General features: G+C 72.1%; 20 protein-coding genes. 9 read left to right on the forward strand and 11 right to left on the reverse strand.

The window, feature by feature from the left end; genetic code table 11:
- Positions 1–81 precede the first annotated feature (81 nt).
- Positions 82–384, forward strand: coding sequence for a hypothetical protein (locus tag OG373_RS14730; protein ID WP_397729201.1), 303 nt, complete (start codon positions 82–84; stop codon positions 382–384).
- Positions 385–503: 119 nt separating this feature from the next.
- On the opposite strand, the gene OG373_RS14735 is transcribed toward OG373_RS14730, so the two are convergent.
- Entirely contained in the window at positions 504–1262 is a 759-nt protein-coding gene (locus OG373_RS14735; protein WP_397729202.1) for a ferritin-like fold-containing protein, read from the reverse strand.
- Between the two features lie 471 nt (positions 1263–1733).
- On the opposite strand from OG373_RS14735, the gene OG373_RS14740 reads away from it, so the two are divergent.
- The 3 genes from OG373_RS14740 to OG373_RS14750 all read left to right on the forward strand — a co-directional run bounded on the left by OG373_RS14740 (position 1734) and on the right by OG373_RS14750 (position 4895).
- On the forward strand, positions 1734–3680 hold the full coding sequence (locus OG373_RS14740) for a DEAD/DEAH box helicase (RefSeq protein WP_405438722.1): 1947 nt from the start codon (positions 1734–1736) through the stop codon (positions 3678–3680).
- A gap of 107 nt (positions 3681–3787) precedes the next feature.
- Positions 3788–4645 (forward strand): alpha/beta fold hydrolase, encoded by an 858-nt coding sequence (locus OG373_RS14745; protein ID WP_405438724.1) that lies wholly within the window; start codon positions 3788–3790, stop codon positions 4643–4645.
- A 97-nt stretch (positions 4646–4742) separates the two neighbouring features.
- Entirely contained in the window at positions 4743–4895 is a 153-nt protein-coding gene (locus OG373_RS14750) for a hypothetical protein (protein WP_167745535.1), read from the forward strand.
- Between the two features lie 73 nt (positions 4896–4968).
- On the opposite strand, the gene OG373_RS14755 is transcribed toward OG373_RS14750, so the two are convergent.
- From OG373_RS14755 to OG373_RS14770, 4 genes are all read right to left on the reverse strand, one after another.
- Complete coding sequence (locus OG373_RS14755; protein ID WP_397729205.1) at positions 4969–5574, reverse strand: MarC family protein; 606 nt, start codon at positions 5572–5574, stop codon at positions 4969–4971.
- A 75-nt stretch (positions 5575–5649) separates the two neighbouring features.
- Positions 5650–6513, reverse strand: a complete 864-nt coding sequence (locus OG373_RS14760; protein ID WP_405438726.1) for a PHP domain-containing protein — start codon at positions 6511–6513, stop codon at positions 5650–5652.
- Between the two features lie 62 nt (positions 6514–6575).
- Positions 6576–7220, reverse strand: a complete 645-nt coding sequence (locus OG373_RS14765; RefSeq protein WP_397729207.1) for a DUF6758 family protein — start codon at positions 7218–7220, stop codon at positions 6576–6578.
- Between the two features lie 60 nt (positions 7221–7280).
- Positions 7281–7865, reverse strand: a complete 585-nt coding sequence (locus tag OG373_RS14770) for a suppressor of fused domain protein (RefSeq protein WP_405438728.1) — start codon at positions 7863–7865, stop codon at positions 7281–7283.
- A 390-nt stretch (positions 7866–8255) separates the two neighbouring features.
- On the opposite strand from OG373_RS14770, the gene OG373_RS14775 reads away from it, so the two are divergent.
- Complete coding sequence (locus OG373_RS14775; RefSeq protein ID WP_397729209.1) at positions 8256–9371, forward strand: magnesium and cobalt transport protein CorA; 1116 nt, start codon at positions 8256–8258, stop codon at positions 9369–9371.
- A gap of 58 nt (positions 9372–9429) precedes the next feature.
- Positions 9430–9945, forward strand: a complete 516-nt coding sequence (locus tag OG373_RS14780) for a hypothetical protein (RefSeq protein WP_405438730.1) — start codon at positions 9430–9432, stop codon at positions 9943–9945.
- A 12-nt stretch (positions 9946–9957) separates the two neighbouring features.
- Here the strand turns inward: OG373_RS14780 and OG373_RS14785 are convergent, their stop codons facing one another.
- Positions 9958–10749, reverse strand: coding sequence for a hypothetical protein (locus OG373_RS14785; protein ID WP_397729211.1), 792 nt, complete (start codon positions 10747–10749; stop codon positions 9958–9960).
- A gap of 187 nt (positions 10750–10936) precedes the next feature.
- Between OG373_RS14785 and OG373_RS14790 the strand changes: the two genes are divergently transcribed.
- From OG373_RS14790 to OG373_RS14800, 3 genes are all read left to right on the forward strand, one after another.
- The gene (locus OG373_RS14790; RefSeq protein WP_405438732.1) at positions 10937–12208 is read left to right on the forward strand and encodes a magnesium transporter MgtE N-terminal domain-containing protein; all 1272 of its coding nucleotides are present in this window, start codon (positions 10937–10939) and stop codon (positions 12206–12208) included.
- 106 nt (positions 12209–12314) lie between these two features.
- The gene (locus tag OG373_RS14795) at positions 12315–12890 is read left to right on the forward strand and encodes a DUF1003 domain-containing protein (RefSeq protein ID WP_397729398.1); all 576 of its coding nucleotides are present in this window, start codon (positions 12315–12317) and stop codon (positions 12888–12890) included.
- A 43-nt stretch (positions 12891–12933) separates the two neighbouring features.
- Positions 12934–14094 (forward strand): Mrp/NBP35 family ATP-binding protein, encoded by a 1161-nt coding sequence (locus tag OG373_RS14800; protein WP_397729213.1) that lies wholly within the window; start codon positions 12934–12936, stop codon positions 14092–14094.
- Positions 14095–14196: 102 nt separating this feature from the next.
- Here the strand turns inward: OG373_RS14800 and OG373_RS14805 are convergent, their stop codons facing one another.
- The 5 genes from OG373_RS14805 to sigE form a co-directional block, all read right to left on the reverse strand.
- Positions 14197–14925 (reverse strand): hypothetical protein, encoded by a 729-nt coding sequence (locus tag OG373_RS14805; RefSeq protein ID WP_397729214.1) that lies wholly within the window; start codon positions 14923–14925, stop codon positions 14197–14199.
- Between the two features lie 139 nt (positions 14926–15064).
- Positions 15065–15523, reverse strand: coding sequence for a sec-independent translocase (locus OG373_RS14810; protein WP_405438733.1), 459 nt, complete (start codon positions 15521–15523; stop codon positions 15065–15067).
- Between the two features lie 117 nt (positions 15524–15640).
- Entirely contained in the window at positions 15641–17002 is a 1362-nt protein-coding gene (locus OG373_RS14815; RefSeq protein ID WP_405438734.1) for a S1C family serine protease, read from the reverse strand.
- 54 nt (positions 17003–17056) lie between these two features.
- Positions 17057–17713, reverse strand: a complete 657-nt coding sequence (locus tag OG373_RS14820; protein ID WP_405438736.1) for a zf-HC2 domain-containing protein — start codon at positions 17711–17713, stop codon at positions 17057–17059.
- On the reverse strand, positions 17710–18489 hold the full coding sequence (gene sigE / locus OG373_RS14825; RefSeq protein WP_398670029.1) for an RNA polymerase sigma factor SigE: 780 nt from the start codon (positions 18487–18489) through the stop codon (positions 17710–17712). The genes OG373_RS14820 and sigE overlap by 4 nt, the downstream gene beginning before the upstream one ends.
- Positions 18490–18524 lie beyond the last annotated feature (35 nt).

Here is an 18524-nt window from a genome sequence, read left to right on the forward strand (position 1 = left end):
ATCCCACCGGGCCGTTTCTGCTTCTTCCGCTTCGGGTAGGACCGCAGTGACCCGGTTTGCCCGACGTATGGGAGAGACCTGATGCTGCTGCTGGAAGTGCTCGGCTCCGCTCTGTTGGGCCTCGCCCTGTCCGCGACGGCCGCCCGAGTGCTCGCGAGCCGGTTGCCTTCCCCCAGAGTGGTGCTGGTCAGCGGGGTGCTGGGAGCGCTGTTCGGGGCGTATCTCACGCACTTCGCGCTGGGCCCCGGGCACAACACCCTGACCGCGACCCTCATCGGCGGAGTGCTGGTGTCGGCCGTGGTGCTGTCGCTGCTGCTCCGTCCGGCCGCAGGGCCCCGCAGGCAGTCCCACAGGACTCCGTTTTCGCTCCCGTCACGGGGCTGACCCGGATCCCTGAAGCTGCCCCCTGGTCCTGCCCCCGAACCACGTACGTCGGCCCCGGCGCGCACACAGCGCGCCGGGGCCGACGTATCGAGCGGTACGGAGCCGCAGGGACCGTACGGTCAGGCGGCGAGGCCGAGGGCCGCCATCCGCTTGGTGTGCGCCTTGGTGATCCGGGTGAACATCTCGCCGACGGCCGCCAGGTCGAAGCCCGCCGCCATCCCGTCGACGCCGCCGACCAGCATGGTCGAGAGCGCGTCGCGCTCGGCGACCACGCGCTGGGCCTGCGAGAGGGCCTCGCCCATCAGCCGGCGGGCCCACAGCGCGAGCCGGCCGCCGCAGCGCGGGTCCGCCTCGATCGCGGCGCGCACCTTCTCGACGGCGAAGTTGCCGTGGCCGGTGTCGTCGAGCACCCCGAGCACGAGCGCGCGGGTGTCGTTGTCCAGGTGCGAGGCGACCTCGCGGTAGAAGTCACTGGCGATGGAGTCACCGACGTAGGCCTTGACCAGGCCCTCCAGCCAGTCCGACGGCGCGGTCTGGCGGTGGAAGTCGTCCACGCCCTTCGCGAAGGGCTCCATGGCGGCGGTGGGCTCGACCTCGATCGCCGCGAGCCGGTCCCGCAGCCGCTCGAAGTGGTGGAACTCGGCGGAGGCCATCGCGGCGAGCTCGGCCTTGTCGTCCAGGGTGGGCGCGAGCTTCGCGTCCTCCGCGAGGCGCTCGAAGGCCGCGAGCTCTCCGTACGCGAGCGCCCCGAGCAGGTCCACGACGGCGGCCCGGTACTGCGGCGAGGCAGAGGCGGCGGCCCAGTCCTGGGAGGCGATACCCACGGCTTCGGTGGGGTCGCTGTCGTCGGCGGGCGAGGCGTTTTCTACGGTCGACATGCTCCGCACAATAGCCCGCCGAATGGGCCTCCAAGGCACCACGCCGGATCCTTGCCTGTCCAGCCAAACGCGCCTACCCGGTGAATTCACCCGACACACCTGCGCGATTCCGGGGTACAGTGGTAATGCGCCTGCCGAATTTTCGGCGGGCCATCCGAATAAGGATGCCCGGTCGGTGGCCCGATCGGCTCCAACCGACCGCCCTCGGTGTGGTGCGTGCGTTCATGCGTACCGCCTCCCACGAGGGGCCCCCTCAGCGGCAGATGCGCCTGAGCGAAGGCTAGTGGTCCCGCGCAGCTTCGTACGTAGCAGTACTGCAAGCACAGCACGGTACGACCCCCCTCGCCGCCTCGCGCCGCGTCTCACAGAAGAGGCAGCACCCTGACTACGTTCCGAGACCTCGGGGTCTTTCCCGAGACGGCCGAAGCCCTTGAGGCCGTCGGCATTGTGTCCCCCTTCCCGATCCAGGAGATGACCCTCCCCGTCGCCCTCTCCGGCACGGACGTCATCGGCCAGGCCAAGACCGGCACCGGCAAGACGCTCGGTTTCGGCCTTCCCCTGCTGGAGCGGGTCGTCGTCCCGGCGGACGTCGAGGCCGGCCGCGCCACCCCCGCGCAGCTGACCGACGCCCCGCAGGCCCTCGTGGTGGTTCCGACCCGCGAGCTGTGCACCCAGGTCACCAACGACCTCCTGACCGCGGGCAAGGTCCGCAACGTCCGCGTCCTCGCCATATACGGCGGCCGCGCGTACGAGCCCCAGGTCGAGGCGCTCAAGAAGGGCGTCGACATCATCGTCGGCACCCCGGGCCGCCTGCTCGACCTGGCCGGGCAGAAGAAGCTCGACCTCTCGCACGTCAAGGCCCTCGTCCTGGACGAGGCCGACGAGATGCTCGACCTGGGCTTCCTGCCCGACGTCGAGAAGATCATGGCCTACCTGCCCGCGAAGCGTCAGACGATGCTGTTCTCGGCGACCATGCCGGGTGCGGTCATCGGCCTGGCCCGCCGCTACATGACGCAGCCGACCCACATCCGCGCCGTCTCCGAGGACGGCGAGGGCGCGACCGTCGCCAACACCACGCAGCACGTCTTCCGTGCGCACAACATGGACAAGCCGGAGCTCGTCTCCCGCATCCTGCAGGCCGAGGGCCGCGGCCTGGCCATGATCTTCTGCCGTACCAAGCGCACGGCGGCCGACATCGCCGAGCAGCTGGAGAAGCGCGGCTTCGCCTCGGGCGCCGTCCACGGCGACCTGGGCCAGGGTGCGCGCGAGCAGGCGCTGCGCGCGTTCCGCAACGGCAAGGTCGACGTGCTGGTGTGCACGGACGTCGCCGCGCGCGGTATCGATGTCGAGGGTGTGACCCACGTCATCAACTACCAGACGCCGGAGGACGAGAAGACCTTCCTGCACCGGGTGGGCCGCACCGGCCGCGCGGGCAACAAGGGCATCGCCGTCACCCTGGTCGACTGGGACGACATCCCGCGCTGGCAGCTGATCAACAAGGCGCTGGAGCTGGACTTCCACGACCCGGTCGAGACGTACTCCACGTCGCCGCACCTGTTCGAGCAGATGAACATCCCGGCCGGCACCAAGGGCATCCTGCCGCGCGCCGAGCGCACGCGGGCCGGCCTGAAGGCCGAGAACCTGGAGGACCTGGGCGAGACCGGCGGCCGCGGTGGCCGTGGCGGCCGCTCCGGTCCGGCGGCTGCCGCCGTGGTGACCGAGGAGCGTCCGGCCCGTACCCGTACGCCGCGCCAGCGCCGCCGTACGCGGGGCGGGGCGGAGCTCGCCGAGGGCGCCGAGGCCGCCGAGGCCACCGCCGCGGTGACCCCGGTCCAGGCTCCCGAGGCCCCCGCGGCCCCGGCCGTCGACGAGCCGCGCCGTCCGCGCCGCCGCCGCACCCGCGTGGCTGCGGTGCCGACGCAGACCCCCGTGGCCGCGCCGGTCGCCGAGGCTCCGGCCGCGGTCACCGAGGCCGCCCCGGTGGCCGAGGAGGCTCCGGCCAGGCCGAAGCGCGTCCGTACCCGCAAGGTCGTCGAGACCGCCCCGGAGCCGGACTTCCAGATGCCGCCGCTGGTCGAGCCCGTCAGGGCCCGGCGCACGCCCACCCGCAAGGCCGCCCCGACCGTCGCGCCCGTAGCGGTGGCCCCGGTCGCCGAGGTCGCGGTCGAGGAGGCTCCGGTCAAGCCGAAGCGCACCCGCACCCGCAAGGTCGCGGAGGCCGCTCCGGTCGTCGCCGAGGCCGTCGCGGTCGCGGAGGAGGCTGCGGTCAAGCCGAAGCGGACCCGCACCCGCAAGGTCGCAGCGGCCGCCCCGGAGGCCGCTGCGGTCGCCGAGGCCGCCACCGTGGCCGAGGAGGCGCCGGTCAAGCCGAAGCGGACCCGCACCCGCAAGGTCGCGGCCGCCGCGCCCGAGGCGTAGGCCTCACGCAGTACCGAGCCGATGGCCCCGGTCCCCTTCCCAGGGGGCCGGGGCCATCGGCCTGCCCGGGCCGTGCCCTGCTCCGTACGGGCCGGTAACCTCGGGCCATGAGCAAGCCGCCGCGCCTGACCCCGCCCGCCGCCGCCCGCGCGTACCTCCTCGACACCGACCGCGGCCCCTTCGCCGTGCACGAAGCCGGTGAGCCCGTCCGGGGCACCGCCCTGCTGGTCCCCGGCTTCACGGGCAGCAAGGAGGACTTCATCGGTCTCCTGGAGCCGCTGGCCGCCGCCGGGTACCGGGTCGTCGCCGTGGACGGCCGCGGCCAGTACCAGACCCCGGGCCCGCGCGAGGAGGCCCCGTACGCTCTGGAGGAGCTGGCGCGGGACGTCCTCGCGCAGGTCCGCGCGCTGGGCGGGGACCGCGTGCACCTGGTCGGCCACTCGCTGGGCGGGCTGATCTCGCGCGCCGCCGTGCTGCGCGATCCCTCGCCGTTCGCCTCGCTGACCCTGATGAGCAGCGGGCCGGCCGCGATCTCCGAGGAGCAGCAGGCCCGGACGAAGCTGCTGGTGGCCGCGCTGGAGGCGATGGGCGACGACATGCCCGGGATCTGGGCGGCGATGCGGGCCCACGATCCCGAGGACGCGGCGGCGGACTCCCCCGAGCTCGCGCACTTCCTGCGCGAGCGGTGGCTGGCCACCGTCCCCGAGCAGCTGATCGCCACCGGCCGGACGCTGATCTGCGAGCCCGACCGGATCGCGGAGCTGAGCCGGGTCGACCTGCCGAAGCTGGTGCTGTCCGGGGCCACGGACCAGGCCTGGCCGGTACCGCTGCTGGACGAGACGGCACGGCGGCTGGGGGCGCGGCGGGTGATCGTGCCGGGGACGGACCACTCCCCGAACGCCGAGGATCCGGCCACGACGGCCCGTGCGCTGGCCTCGTTCTGGGACTCCTGCACGAGCGTGTAGTTAGGTAGTCAAAAAATTTCCTTAGCGTAGGGAATGATTGCGGCCTACACTTCGTTGACCCAGTGCAAGGAGAAACACTGACGAAGGGAGAAGCCCCATGCGCTTCGAGATTCTGCGCCTGGACGACGTCGACGGGTCCGCCGTGGACAGCACCGTCGTCGACGCGGCCTCCGTCAACCGGATCGTGCAGCAGGCCGCAGCCGTCGGCCAGCGCATCCTGATCCGACCGGCCGAGAGTGCGTCCTGCTGACGCACCGCACGAAAAACGTTCGCGCCCCCGCACCGATCCCGGTGCGGGGGCGTTCGCATGAGCGGTCGGGACCTCAGCCGCCCCGGACGACCTGGAGCACGCCGTTGATGATCTGCTGGACGGCGATGGCCGAGAGCATCATGCCCGCGAGCCGGGTGACGAGGACGACGCCGCCGTCCTTGATGACCCGGATGATCACGAGCGAGTAGCGCATCGTGATCCACAGCACGACGTGCATGGCGGCGATCGCGGCCCAGACCGAGACCTGTCCGGCGGCGCCGTCCGCCTTCTGCACGGCCAGGATGACGGACACGATCGCACCGGGCCCGGCCAGCAGCGGCATGCCCAGTGGCACCAGGGCGACGTTCACGTCCTTGGTCTGCTTCGGCTCGTCGGTCTTGCCGGTGAGCAGGTCCAGCGCGATGAGCAGGAGCAGCAGGCCACCGGCGATCATCAGCGCCGGGACGGAGACGTGCAGGTAGTCCAGGATCTGCTGGCCGCAGAGACCGAAGACGGCGATGACACCGAAGGCCACGCAAACGGCCTGCCAGGCCATGCGGCGCTGCACCTTGACGGGGCGGCCGGAGGTCAGGGCGAGGAAGATCGGCGTGATCCCCGGGGGGTCCATAATCACAAAAAGCGTAAGAAAAAGGGATCCGAAGACGGCGAAATCAAACACAGGGATGCCTTGCAGGAGAGAGGGGTGTCGCGAAGAAAAGAAGGGGGGACGGGTGGAGCGGGCCGATCCGGCCGATCAGCGCTCGCGTCCGCCGGCACCCGGCACCGGGAAGGCCCCGGTGGCCCGGCGCGTGATCTCGCCGTAGATCTCGGGGTCGGTCGTGAACTCTCCGAGGCGGCAGGTCTTGCGGCTGCCGTGGTAGTCGCTGGACCCGGTGGTCAGCAGGCCGAGCTCGGCCGCCAGGCCGCGCAGCCGCGCGCGGGTATCGGTGTCGTGGTCCATGTGGTCCACCTCGATGCCGTCCAGACCGGCGCCGGCCAGGTCGGCCAGCGCCGACTCGGACACGCAGCGGCCGCGCTTGACGGCGGCGGGGTGGGCAAGGACGGTGACGCCACCGGCCGCCTTGACCAGGCGTACGGCCTCGAAGGGGTCGAGCTCGTGCTTCTCGGCGTACGCGCGGCCGCCGTCGGCCAGCCAGTCCGGCGTGAAGGCGTCCGAGACGGTGCGTACGACGCCCAGTTCGACGAGGGCGGTGGCGATGTGCGGCCGCCCGACCGAGCCGTCACCGGCGATCCGGGCCACCTGCTCCCAGGTGACGTCGACGCCGAGGCCCCGGAGCTTGCCGACCATGGTCCGGGCGCGCGGGGTGCGGTCGTCGCGGACGAGCTCCCGCTCGCGGGCGAACTCGGGCTCCTCGGGGTCGAAGAGGTACGCGAGCATGTGCACGCCGACCCCGTCGAGACGGCAGGAGAGCTCGGCCCCGGTCACCAGCGTCAGCCCGGCGGGCAGGGCCGCGAGGGCCTCGCCGTGTCCGCGCACGGTGTCGTGGTCGGTCAGCGCCACCACGTCCAGCCCGGCATCGGCGGCATTGCGCACCAGCTCGGCGGGGGTGTCCGTACCGTCGGAGGCCGTGGAGTGGGTGTGCAGGTCGATGCGCACAGCCTGGCTCCATGGGTCGCACGAACGGGGGACACTCCAGGATAACCGGGCGAAGGGGTCCCTCAGGCAGGGCCCAGGATGCGCGGGCTCAGGGCCCCGCACGGAAGGAGCTCGACCTCGGCGCCCGCGTCGCGCAGGTCGGTGAGGACGAGCTCGTCGTACATCAGCAGGCCGGACTGTTCCGGCCAGACGATCGCCCATAGCCACAGGCCGCGCGCCTCACCGGCGAAGACTGCCCGGTCGTCGGGGCCGCCGTTCACGTGCCACAGCGGTGTCGGCCGGCCGGCGGCGACCACCTTGGTGTGGGGCGGCGCCGACACGTCGATGGACGAGCCGGGGTCGGGGCCGTCGATGCCCGCGTAGCGCGCGCCGAGGCCCACGCCCAGTTCCTCCGCGATCAGCAGCAGCTCGCCGATGCCGCCCAGCGGGCCGGGGCCGGAACAGGCCACCGCCGTCGCCCGGCCACCGCTGCGGTCGTCACCGGCGGACGCGACCCCCGTGAACAGCCACCCCACCGGCAGCGGCCACGGCATCCACACGGGCACCCGGGCCCGGTGCGCCACCACGCTCAGGCCTTCGACGCTCGGCGGGATGACGGGTTGCAGGGGATGGACGGCGCCGTGCGCCACGCACTGCCAGGAGTCGGAAAAGAGTCCGGGCGCCCTGACCCGGCCGCCGCACTTCGGGCAACTTGGTTCACCCCTCATAGGAAGCCACGCTCCTCCCCGCCCGGCCCCCCGTCAAGGCACGCTCACCCGTCCGGGCTGTCAGTCCAGTGCGACAGCGGTACGCAAAGGGTCTCTCAGGTCCGTCCCGCGCGCGAGCCAGCGCTCCTGGAGGGCGGCGGCCCCGTGCACGCGCTTCCAGGCCGCCTCGTTCGCCGTCATCGGCAGCAGGGGCAGGAAGTGCACCGGGTCCATGGGCTCCTCCAGCTCCAGGTCCTCGACCAGACCGCCCGGTTCCGCCACGAGCACCGAGCTGAAGGGGGCCCCGTCCCAGAGCGGCTCACCCACGTCCAGCGAGGCGCCGGGGGCCACGACCAGGCCCTCGACCTGGGGGGACGCGGCCAGCACCGCGAGCGGCCGCAGGAGTTTGTCGGTGGCCGCCGACCCGGCCCGTACGGTCAGCACCAACTCGGCGCGCGGGCCCCGTACGGGGTCGGTGACCACGGCGGTCGGATCGGTCATCGGATGCGCGGACATGCCCAGGGTCGCGTACCGCACGAGGTCGCCCTCGGCGAAACGGAGTACCTCGATGCGGTCGGTGCCCAGGAAGGTGACGGCGGCTCGTGCATCGGGTTCACCGAACGCCGTCCGCAGCCGGGCCTCCACAAGAGCCAGAATTTCTGCCATGAAGCGAGCATAGAACTCGTATCAGCCGGGTAAAGGGCGGGTCTTGACCATCCGTCGGCTGATAGTGTTGACAGCTGTTCGGGGCCGCACGCAGAAGCGGTGTCTCAGCGCCCCGGATACAGGACGTCCCTCACGGGGGACCGGCCGGAGGAGGTGGGGCTGCGGTGGATCGAAGTCGATCGTGCAGTACCAATCGCTCTTCCACTTCTGTGACGGGCGCATCCCGCCCCCTTTGATCCGCTCGATCCCCCTGATCCGCTGATCAGTAGAAGAGCGACGGCAGAACGTTGTCCTCCCGTCCTGTTCCCTCCCCCCGCCTGGGCCTGCCCGCCCGCGGTGGAGGGTCTCCCACCCGTACGGTCCGCAGCCGTGCGCGAGAAGGAGCCTGCCATGTCGATGCTGCCCTACCTGCGTGCGGCCGTTCGTCCGTCCCTGCGCAGGGCCACCCCCGTACAGCCCGGATACGACACCACACGCGACCCGTCGGCGAGCAGCGCGGTGGTCGACTGCGCCGTCTACCGGGGCGGGCGGCGGGTGCTGGGTCCGGCGTGTCTGACGCCCCGTGAGGCGATCCGCCGGGTCCGCGAGGACGGCGGATTCGCCTGGATCGGCCTGCACGAGCCGACCGAGGCCGAGTTCGCGGGCATCGCCGCCACCTTCGGGCTGCACCCGCTGGCCGTGGAGGACGCGGTGCACGCGCACCAGCGGCCGAAGCTGGAGCGCTACGACGACACCCTCTTCACCGTCTTCAAGACGATCCACTACGTCGACCACGCCGAACTGACCGCCACCAGCGAGGTGGTGGAGACCGGCGAGGTGATGTGCTTCACCGGCCCCGACTTCGTCATCACCGTCCGGCACGGCGGGCAGGGGTCCCTCAAGGGGCTGCGCCACCGCCTCCAGGACGACCCGGACCTCCTCGCGAAGGGCCCCTCGGCGGTCCTGCACTCCCTCGCCGACCACGTCGTCGACGGCTACATCGCGGTCGCCTCGGCAGTGCAGGACGACATCGACGAGGTGGAGAGCGAGGTGTTCGCGGCGCCCGCCAAGGGCAGTGCGCGCGGCGGCGACGCGGGCCGCATCTACCAGCTCAAGCGCGAGGTCCTGGAGTTCAAGCGGGCGGTCTCGCCGCTGCTGCGGCCGATGGAGCTGCTGAGCGAGCGGCCGATGCGGCTGGTGGACCCGGACATCCAGAAGTACTTCCGGGACGTCGCCGACCACCTGGCGCGGGTGCACGAGCAGGTGGTCGGCTTCGACGAACTGCTGAACTCGATCCTCCAGGCCAACCTCGCGCAGGCGACGGTCGCCCAGAACGAGGACATGCGCAAGATCACCTCCTGGGCGGCGATCATCGCCGTGCCGACGATGATCTGCGGGGTGTACGGCATGAACTTCGAGCACATGCCCGAACTCCACTGGCGCTACGGCTATCCGATGGTGATGGCCGCGATCGCCGCCTCCTGCTTCACCATCCACCGCGCGCTGCGCCGCAACGGGTGGCTCTGACCCGGGCCCGTCCCGGACGCCCGCTCGCGCGCGGGCAGCGACCCCCTACGCTGTCGGCATGACTCTCAGCACGCTCGATCTGGCCCTCGTCGAGGAGGCCACCAAGAAGTCCGGCCTGATCTGGGTGCGCGGCGGCGGGGCCGACCGCGCCCTGTGGCACGCCTGGGTGGAGGGCGCGGCCCATGTGCTGGGCGACGGGCCCGGCGAGCAGCCGTTCCCGGGGCTGGCGGACGGTGCGACCGCCGAGGTGACCGTACGGAGCAAGGACAAGGGCGGCCGGCTGGTGGCCTGGACGGCGACGGTACGGGAGATCGCGCCCCGCAGCGAGGAGTGGGCGGCGGCTGTCGCCGAGCTCAAGGGCAAGCGGCTGAACGCGCCCGACTCGGAGAACATGACCGAGCGGTGGGCGCGGGAGTGCCGGCTGCTGCGGCTGGAACCGGAGTCGGTCCGGGACCGGCTGCCCGACGGCTCCCTGGTCGCCTCCCCGCTGCCGTCCCCGGCGACGACCCGCCGGGCCATGCCGACGGGCCTGCCGAAGCTGCTGCTGAAGCGGAAGAAGGCCGCCCGGGGCTGAGTGCCCGACCCCCTACGGCTTGGTCGGGTTCGCGCCCTGGCCGGAGCCCTTGGAGGGGGCGGGAGCGGAGTCGCCGCCCTGGTCCTTGGTCGTCGGCAGCTGGGACCCGTAGTCGACCGTCTGGTCCTGCGCCGGCGCCTCCAGCGGGAAGGTTTTGCCCCACTCCGCGAGTTCCACCCGGCCGGCGCCGCCCGCCCGCTCCATCATCAACGGGTACGGGGTCCCCTCCAGCGAGACCGAGAGCTTGCCGCCCTTGCCCTCGTTCGCGGTGACCTGGACCGCGCGGGTGTGCCCGACCTTGGTGTACGAGCCCTTGGAGAGCTTGCCCTCCAGCCCGAGCAGCCCGTCCAGCAGCACGTCCATGTCGGTGAAGCCGCGGAACTGCTTGTACGAGGGGTCGCCCTCGGGCACCTTCACGTACTTGTCGCCGAGCTTGCCGGCCGAGTCGGACTGGCCCCAGAACGCCGCGCTCGCCTTCAGGTACAGCTGCTCCCCCACACGCAGCAGCTGGAAGGTGTCGTCCTTCGACTTCACCTCGCCGGAGCCGCCGTCCGCCTTCAGCCGCATGTCGAGCGTGAAGGACTTGCCGCCGCTGACCAGGGTGCCGGACAGGTGCACCGAGTCGGCCTCCGTCGCGGCCGCCTTCGCCTTCGCCTCGATCTTGTCGGCGGAGAGTTTGCCGACGCCGTTCGTGCCCTCGTCGGGATCGTCCCCGCAGCCCGTACCGGTGACGGCGAGGCCTGCGCACAGCGCACCGATGAAGGCGGCCCGGCGAAGCCGCGCGGCAGGGAAGTAGGCGGTCACGGGTAGGTGCCTCTCGTCGGTCGTCTGCGAGCAGCAGGCAGCGTACCCGGCCGTAGGCTTCGCCCCGCGACCGCGCCCCTGTGTGCACCGGCCCCCGGGCGGACCGCCCCACCAGGACGCTTGGCCGCGGCACGGGCTAGCCTGAGGGGCGGCACGACTCTTGATCGACGCACTAGGAGGCGCTCGGATGGTTGCAGGCGCCCCGCGGATCTTCGTTTCGCATCTGTCGGGTGTGCCCGTCTTCGACCCCAACGGCGACCAGGTCGGCCGGGTCCGCGACCTCGTGGCGATGCTCCGGGTCGGCGGCCGTCCGCCGCGGCTGCTGGGCCTGGTGGTCGAGGTCGTCAGCCGGCGGCGGATCTTCCTTCCGATGACCCGGGTCACCGGCGTGGAGTCCGGTCAGGTCATCACCACCGGTGTCGTCAACATGCGGCGCTTCGAGCAGCGCCCCACCGAACGCCTGGTCCTGGGCGAGCTGCTGGACCGGCGGGTGACGCTGGTCGCGAGCAGCGAGGAGGTCACCGTCCTGGACGTGGCCATCCAGCAGCTGCCGGCCCGCAGGGACTGGGAGATCGACCGGATCTTCGTACGGAAGGGCAAGTCGGGGGCGCTGCGCCGCCGCGGCGAGACCCTGACGGTGGAGTGGTCGGCGGTGACGGGCTTCTCGCTGGAGGAGCACGGCCAGGGCGCCGAGAACCTGGTCGCCACCTTCGAGCAGATGCGCCCGGCCGACGTCGCGAACGTGCTGCACCACCTGACGCCGAAGCGGCGCGCCGAGGTGGCCAACGCCCTCGACGACGACCGGCTCGCGGACGTGCTGGAGGAGCTGCCCGAGGACGAGCAGGTGGAGATCCTCGGCAAGCTGAAGGAGGAGCGCGCCGCCGACGTCCTGGAGGCGATGGACCCCGACGACGCGGCCGACCTGCTGTCCGAGCTGCCGGAGGACGACAAGGAGCGGCTGCTGACGCTGATGCAGCCCGACGACGCGGCCGATGTGCGCCGCCTGCTGTCCTACGAGGAGAACACCGCCGGCGGTCTGATGACCACGGAGCCGATCGTGCTGCGGCCGGACGCGACGGTCGCGGACGCGCTGGCCCGCGTACGGCAGGCGGACCTGTCGCCCGCGCTGGCGGCGCAGGTGTACGTGTGCCGGCCGCCGGACGAGACGCCGACGGGCAAGTACCTGGGCACGGTCCACTTCCAGCGGTTGCTGCGGGACCCCCCGTTCACGCTGGTCAGCTCCATCGTCGACACGGACCTGCCGCCGCTGCGGCCGAACGCCTCGCTGCCCGCGGTGACCACGCACCTCGCCGCCTACAACATGGTGGCGGTGCCGGTGGTCGACGAGAGCGGCTCGCTGCTGGGCGCGGTGACCGTGGACGACGTGCTGGACCACCTGCTGCCGGACGACTGGCGGGAGACGGACTTCCATTCCGAGGAGGCCGTCGGTGGCCGCTGAGCGAGGACGCTTCGACCGGGGGCGCGGCGAGCAGGCGCGCGAACGTCGCCGCGAGCAGATCCGGGAGCGGCGCGAACAGGCGCGGGCACAGGCGCGCGAGCACGGGCTGGCGGCGGAGGCGGCGGAACGTTCCGCCGAGCGCGCGGGGAAGTCGTCGGGCACCGGATCGAGCGCGCTGACGCGCTCGCGGGTGCGCCTGGACCTGCCGCGCGCACCGCGCCGCTCGCTGCTGCCCGAGTACGACCCGGAGGCGTTCGGGCGGCTGTCGGAGCGGGTGGCGCGGTTCCTGGGCACCGGCCGGTTCATCGTCTGGATGACCCTGGTCATCATCGTCTGGGTGCTGTGGAACATCTTCGCGCCGGACGGCCTGCGGTTCGACCCGTACCCGTTCATCTTCCTGACGCTGATGCTGTCGCTCCAGGCTTCCTACGCGGCCCCGCTGATCCTGCTCGCGCAGAACCGGCAGGACGACCGCGACCGGGTCACCCACGAGCAGGACCGCAAGCAGAACGAGCGGTCCATCGCCGACACGGAGTACCTGACCCGGGAGATCGCCGCCCTGCGGATGGGCCTGGGCGAGGTCGCCACGCGCGACTGGATCAGGTCCGAGTTCCAGGACCTGATCAAGGAGATGGACGAGCGGCGTCTATTCCCCGCCGAACGTGACGAAGGCGACCGCTGAGAGGCTTACCTGCGGCCTGCTACCGAGCCGTACCATCGGGTACATGGCTACCGACACAAGCTCCGCCGCCGTGCCTGAGCAGGACGCGATCCTGGACGCACTGGCGACGGTGAACGACCCCGAGATCCACCGGCCGATCACCGAGCTCGGCATGGTCAAATCGGTGGAGATCGGCGAGGGCGGCGCGGTCGCCGTCACGGTCTACCTCACGGTGTCGGGCTGCCCCATGCGCGAGACCATCACGAAGAACGTCACCGAGGCCGTCGAGAAGGTCGCCGGCGTCACCTCCGTCGCCGTCACCCTGGACGTGATGAGCGACGAGCAGCGCAAGGACCTGGCGGCCACGCTGCGCGGCGGCACCGCCGAGCGCGAGGTGCCCTTCGCCAAGCCGGGCTCGCTGACCCGTGTGTACGCGGTCGCGTCCGGCAAGGGCGGCGTCGGCAAGTCCTCCGTCACGGTGAACCTGGCCGCGGCGATGGCGGCGGACGGCCTGAAGGTCGGCGTGGTCGACGCGGACATCTACGGCCACAGCGTGCCCCGCATGCTGGGTGTGGACGGGCGCCCGACCCAGGTCGAGAACATGATCATGCCGCCGTCGGCGCACGGCGTGAAGGTCATCTCCATCGGCATGTTCACCCCGGGCAACGCACCCGTGGTGTGGCGCGGGCCCATGCTGCACCGCGCGCTCCAGCAGTTCCTGGCCGACGTGTTCTGGGGCGACCTGGACGTGCTGCTGCTCGACCTCCCGCCGGGCACCGGTGACATCGCGATCTCCGTGGCCCAGCTCGTGCCGAACGCTGAGATCCTCGTCGTCACCACCCCGCAGCAGGCCGCGGCCGAGGTCGCGGAGCGGGCCGGCTCCATCGCCGTGCAGACCCACCAGAAGATCGTCGGCGTCGTCGAGAACATGTCGGGCCTGCCGTGCCCGCACTGCGACGAGATGGTCGACGTCTTCGGCTCGGGAGGCGGCCAGAAGGTCGCCGACGGCCTGACCAAGACGGTCGGCGCGTCGGTGCCCGTGCTGGGCTCGATCCCGATCGACGTCCGGCTGCGCGAGGGCGGCGACGAGGGCAAGCCCGTGGTCCTGTCCGACCCGGACTCCCCGGCCGGCGCGGCCCTGCGCGCGATCGCGGGCAAGCTGGGCGGCCGTGCGCGCGGCCTGTCGGGCATGTCCCTGGGCATCACCCCGCGCAACAAGTTCTGACCGGACCCGCACCACGCGCAAGGGCGCCGCTCGCCGAGCGGCGCCCTTGCGCGTACCGGTCCCGTCGCCGCGCGCTACTCGCTACGGGTCACTCGTCACTGGTCACTCGTACGAACCGAGGTCCGCGATCGCGGCGAAGCCGAGCCCGTACGCGCTCATGCCGCGGCCGTACGCACCCAGGTGGACACCGCTGCCGGTGGACCCGGCCAGCACCCACCCGAACTCCGACTCGCGGTAGTGGAACGGCGTCGGCTCCCCGTCCACCGGCAGCGACAGCGTGGACCAGTCCTCACCGGCCAGGTCGTCCGCCAGCTCCCAGGCGGCCTCGGTCTGCTGGTCCAGCCAGTCGTCGCGCAGTGAGTGGTCCATCTGGCCCGGCCAGCTGTACGCCAGCAGCCCGGAGCCGGCCAGCCAGGCCGCCGAGGCGACCGAGGTGGCCTCCAGCACGCCGGTGCCGTCTCCGCTGCGGCGCAGCGGGTTGCTCGCCACGGTGATGACCACCGCGAAGCGCTCCTTCTCGCCGGTGGCGATCTCGCCCCGGGCGGAGGGCTCGTCCCCGTGGCCGGTGGAGCCGTGCTCCACCGTGCCGTCGGCGGCGACGGCCACCTGCATGAGCCAGCGGGGGCCGGTGAAGGCCCCGTCCAGCCCGTACCAGGGGAAGTCGGCGGCCAGGAACCCTTCGGCCGTCCGGCGGGCCGCCGGCACGGGCGCGGCGGCCTCCTGTGGCTGCGTATGACTGTGTGGGCCGGTATCCGGCTCCTGGGCGGGTGCGGCGGTGGCGAGGGCCTCCGCGGTCTGCGTCCCTACCCGGCTGCTGCTCGTCGTCTCCATCTGGGCGGCCTCTCGTTCCGTGGGGTCCGGAACGGCCCTCCCCCTCGCTGTGCTGGGGGGACCCCCTCCCTCGGGCGTCCTGCGATCCGGACAGATGGAGGATAGCCATCCGACCGCGGATCGCCGGGCAGGCCGCGCGTCAGGTGGCGTCGGCGTCGAAGCGCGAGCGCTGGTCCACGGCGGGTGCGGCGGGCTTCTTCAGCAGGTCCGGGCCGGTCACGGCGGGCGTGGCGGCGGCCGCCGCCGGGGAGGCCGGGGCGACCGCATCGCTCTCGGACGCCGAGCTCTTGACGGCGTCGGAGACGTCGTTGAGTTCCTTGCGGAGATCGAAGCTGCTGCGGATCTCCTTGAGGTCCTCGTTCTCGGTCAGCTGCTTGCGGATGAAGGTCTTCGGATTGAGGTCCTCGAACTCGAAATCCTTGAATTCCGGGCCGAGTTCGGAGCGGATGTCGTGCTTCGCGCTGTCCGAGAACGCGCGGACCTTCCGGATGAAGCCCGTGACGTCCTGAATGACCTTGGGTAGCTTGTCCGGTCCGAAGACGAGAATGCCGAGCACCACGATCGTGACAAGTTCGAGTGCGCCTATGTCGTTGAACACCTTGCCGCTCCTCGCTCTCTATCACTTCGGGCCCCGACACACGGTACCCGCCGTTGTCCGCGGGCCCATACCTGCGTACCACCTCCGCCGCGGTTTCACCCGGCCGTCATCGCATGATCATGAGCCGTTCGCCGATCCGAGGACCACTTTCAGCGTGCTTTCGCGGCCGTCGCGGAGCACGGTGAGGGTCAGCGGGTCGCCCGGGCGGTGGGCCCGGATCTTGATGATCAGCTCGTCACCGCCGCGTACCCGCTGGCCGTCGACCTTGGTGATCACGTCCCCGGCCCTGATCCCGGCGCGCGCGCCCGGTCCGCCGGCGACGACGGACGGCTTGCCGTCCTCGCCCTTGTCCCCGACCCGGGCTCCGTCGCCCGTGTAGTCCATGTCGAGGGTGACCCCGATGACGGGGTGCGTGGCGCGGCCGGTGCGGATGAGCTCCTCGGCGACGCGCTTGCCCTGGTTGATGGGGATGGCGAAGCCGAGGCCGATGGAGCCGCCCTGCCGGGTGGGGTCGTCCTTGTCGGCCCCGCGGATCGCGCTGTTGATGCCGACCACGTGGGCCTTGGAGTCGAGGAGGGGACCGCCGGAGTTCCCCGGGTTGATGGGGGCGTCCGTCTGCAGCGCGTCGACGTAGCTGATGTCGCTGCCGTCGCCCTTGTCGCCGCCCGCCGTGACGGGCCGGCCGGTTGCGCTGATGATGCCCGCGGTGACCGTGTTGGAGAGGTCGAAGGGCGCGCCGATGGCCACCACCGGGTCGCCGACCTTCACGTTCTCGGAGTTCCCCAGGCTCAGCGGCTGGAGCCCGCGCACCCCGCTGACCTTGACCACGGCCAGGTCGTAGCCGGAGTCGCGGCCGACCAGCTCGGCGGTGACGCTCTCGCCGGTGCTGAAGGTGACCGCTATCTCCTTGGAGTCGGCGACCACGTGGTTGTTGGTCAGGATGTGGCCCTGCTGGTCGAGTACGAAGCCGGTACCCGTACCGCTGCCCTTCTCGCCCCGCACGTGCAGGGTCACCACCCCGGGCAGGGCGGTGGAGGCGATCCCGGCGACGCTCTCGGGGGCCCGGCCCTTGTCGGCGGCGGCCGCCTGGGGCAACTCCAGCCGGGTGCTGCTCTGCCGCTCGGCGAGCACACCGAGGTAGCCGCCGATCCCGCCGGCGAACAGCGCCGTCCCGACGCCGAGGGCCACCACCTGCCACAGCCGGATCCCGCGCGGCTCCCGGCCCCGGTCCACGACCTGCAGGGGCTCCACGGCCCACGGGTCGTACCGCACGGGGCGGGCCGCCTCCCCCGCGTCCGGGGCAGGGACCGCGTCCGGGGCAGGGGCCACGTCCTCGACCGGTACGCCGCTCCCGGCGCCAGGCTCGTCCCCTGCTTCGGGCCGCGGCGCGGGAACGCCTTCGCGGCGGCCGTCGTCGGCCGTCCCCTCGGGCCGGCTCCACCACTGCGGAGCCGGATCGGTCTGCTGCCTGTCGGCCATGGGCGCTCCCCGCGTACCTATGCGCATGTGCCGCAGATTCAATCAGGTCCCGCGTCAGCGCAGCAGGGAGACCGGACGGGCCGGGATCTGCGGGGAGGGCTGGAGCGGTGGCAGCGGGGTCGCGACGGCCGACATGAGGCTCGGGACCGCCGCCGGGGTGGGCAGGCGGTCACGGGCGCCCGCATCGGTCACGGGCAGGGCGGGACCGGGCCGGGAGGCCGGGGCCGGTGAGTCCCCACGGAGGTTCGGATCCGCCTCCAGCGGCAGTGCGCCACCGAGCGCGAGGGCGGCCAGCGAGACGGCTCCGGCGGCCACGAAGGCGAACCGGCGGCGCGGACGGCCCACCTCGTGGATACGGAAACCCTCCTGCTGCTGCGGACGGGCGGCGACCGGCAGCCCGTACGCGAACGCGTCGAACGGGTCGCCGGTGGCGGTGCCGGTCGGACCGGCGGGGCCGGACGGGTCGTCGAGACCGCCACCCGGCAGTCCCTGCAGCCGCGCCAGCAGCCCGGCGGACAGCGGCGGCGGCGCGCTCTCGACGAACATGGTCTTCAGACGGCGCTGGGCATCGGCCTCGGCCTTGCACTTGGCGCAGGTCGCCAGGTGGGCCAGGACCCGCTCGCGGGCGTCGTGCTTCAGCTCACCGTCGACGAGTGCGGCGAGCCGGTCGCCCAGGTGCTGTTCGGCGGGGGACGGACTGACTTCGCTCACTCGGCTCCGCCCTCTCCCCCGGCACCGGGGGCACCCATCGCCACCCCGGCCAGCGCGCGCTGCTCGGCGCGGGCCTCGGGGGACCGGTGCTTGAGCGCCTTGCGCAGGTGGGACCGGCCCCGGTGGATACGGCTGCGCACGGTGCCGAGCTTCACGCCGAGCGTCGCGGCGATCTCCTCGTACGACAGGCCCTCGATGTCGCACAGCACCACGGCGGCGCGGAACTCGGGGGCGAGGGTGTCCAGCGCCTGCTGCACGTCCGCGTCGAAGTGCGTGTCGTGCAGCACCTGCTGGGGGGACGGCTCACGGCTCGGCAGCCGGTCGGCGGCGTCGTCGCCGAGCGCGTCGAAGCGGATCCGCTGCTTGCGGCGGACCATGTCCAGGAAGAGGTTCGTGGTGATGCGGTGCAGCCAGCCCTCGAACGTGCCCGGGGTGTACGTGGACAGCGAGCGGAAGACGCGGACGAAGACCTCCTGGGTCAGGTCCTCGGCGTCGTGCTGGTTGCCTGTCAGACGGTAGGCAAGGCGGTAGACCCGCGCGCTGTGCGTGCTGACGATTTCCTCCCACGAAGGAGGGGTCCACGCCTGGGAGCCCGCATCGGCGGCAAAGCTCGCGGTGGTTGCGGTGTCTGCGGTGTGGAAGCGGTCAGCAATGTAGGTCACGGATTTCGGCTCACCGGCCGACCAGAAGAGGCGTCTCAATACGCCCCCACGATCCACAGGCGCAGCCGCACCTCCCCTATCGGCTCTGGTGGTGTCCAGCGGAGTCCCTACCATAGCCACCCCCTCTGTCAGCTCCGGATAAGCGTTTT

The organism is Streptomyces avidinii (genome assembly GCF_045161815.1).
Lineage (GTDB): Bacteria > Actinomycetota > Actinomycetes > Streptomycetales > Streptomycetaceae > Streptomyces > Streptomyces avidinii.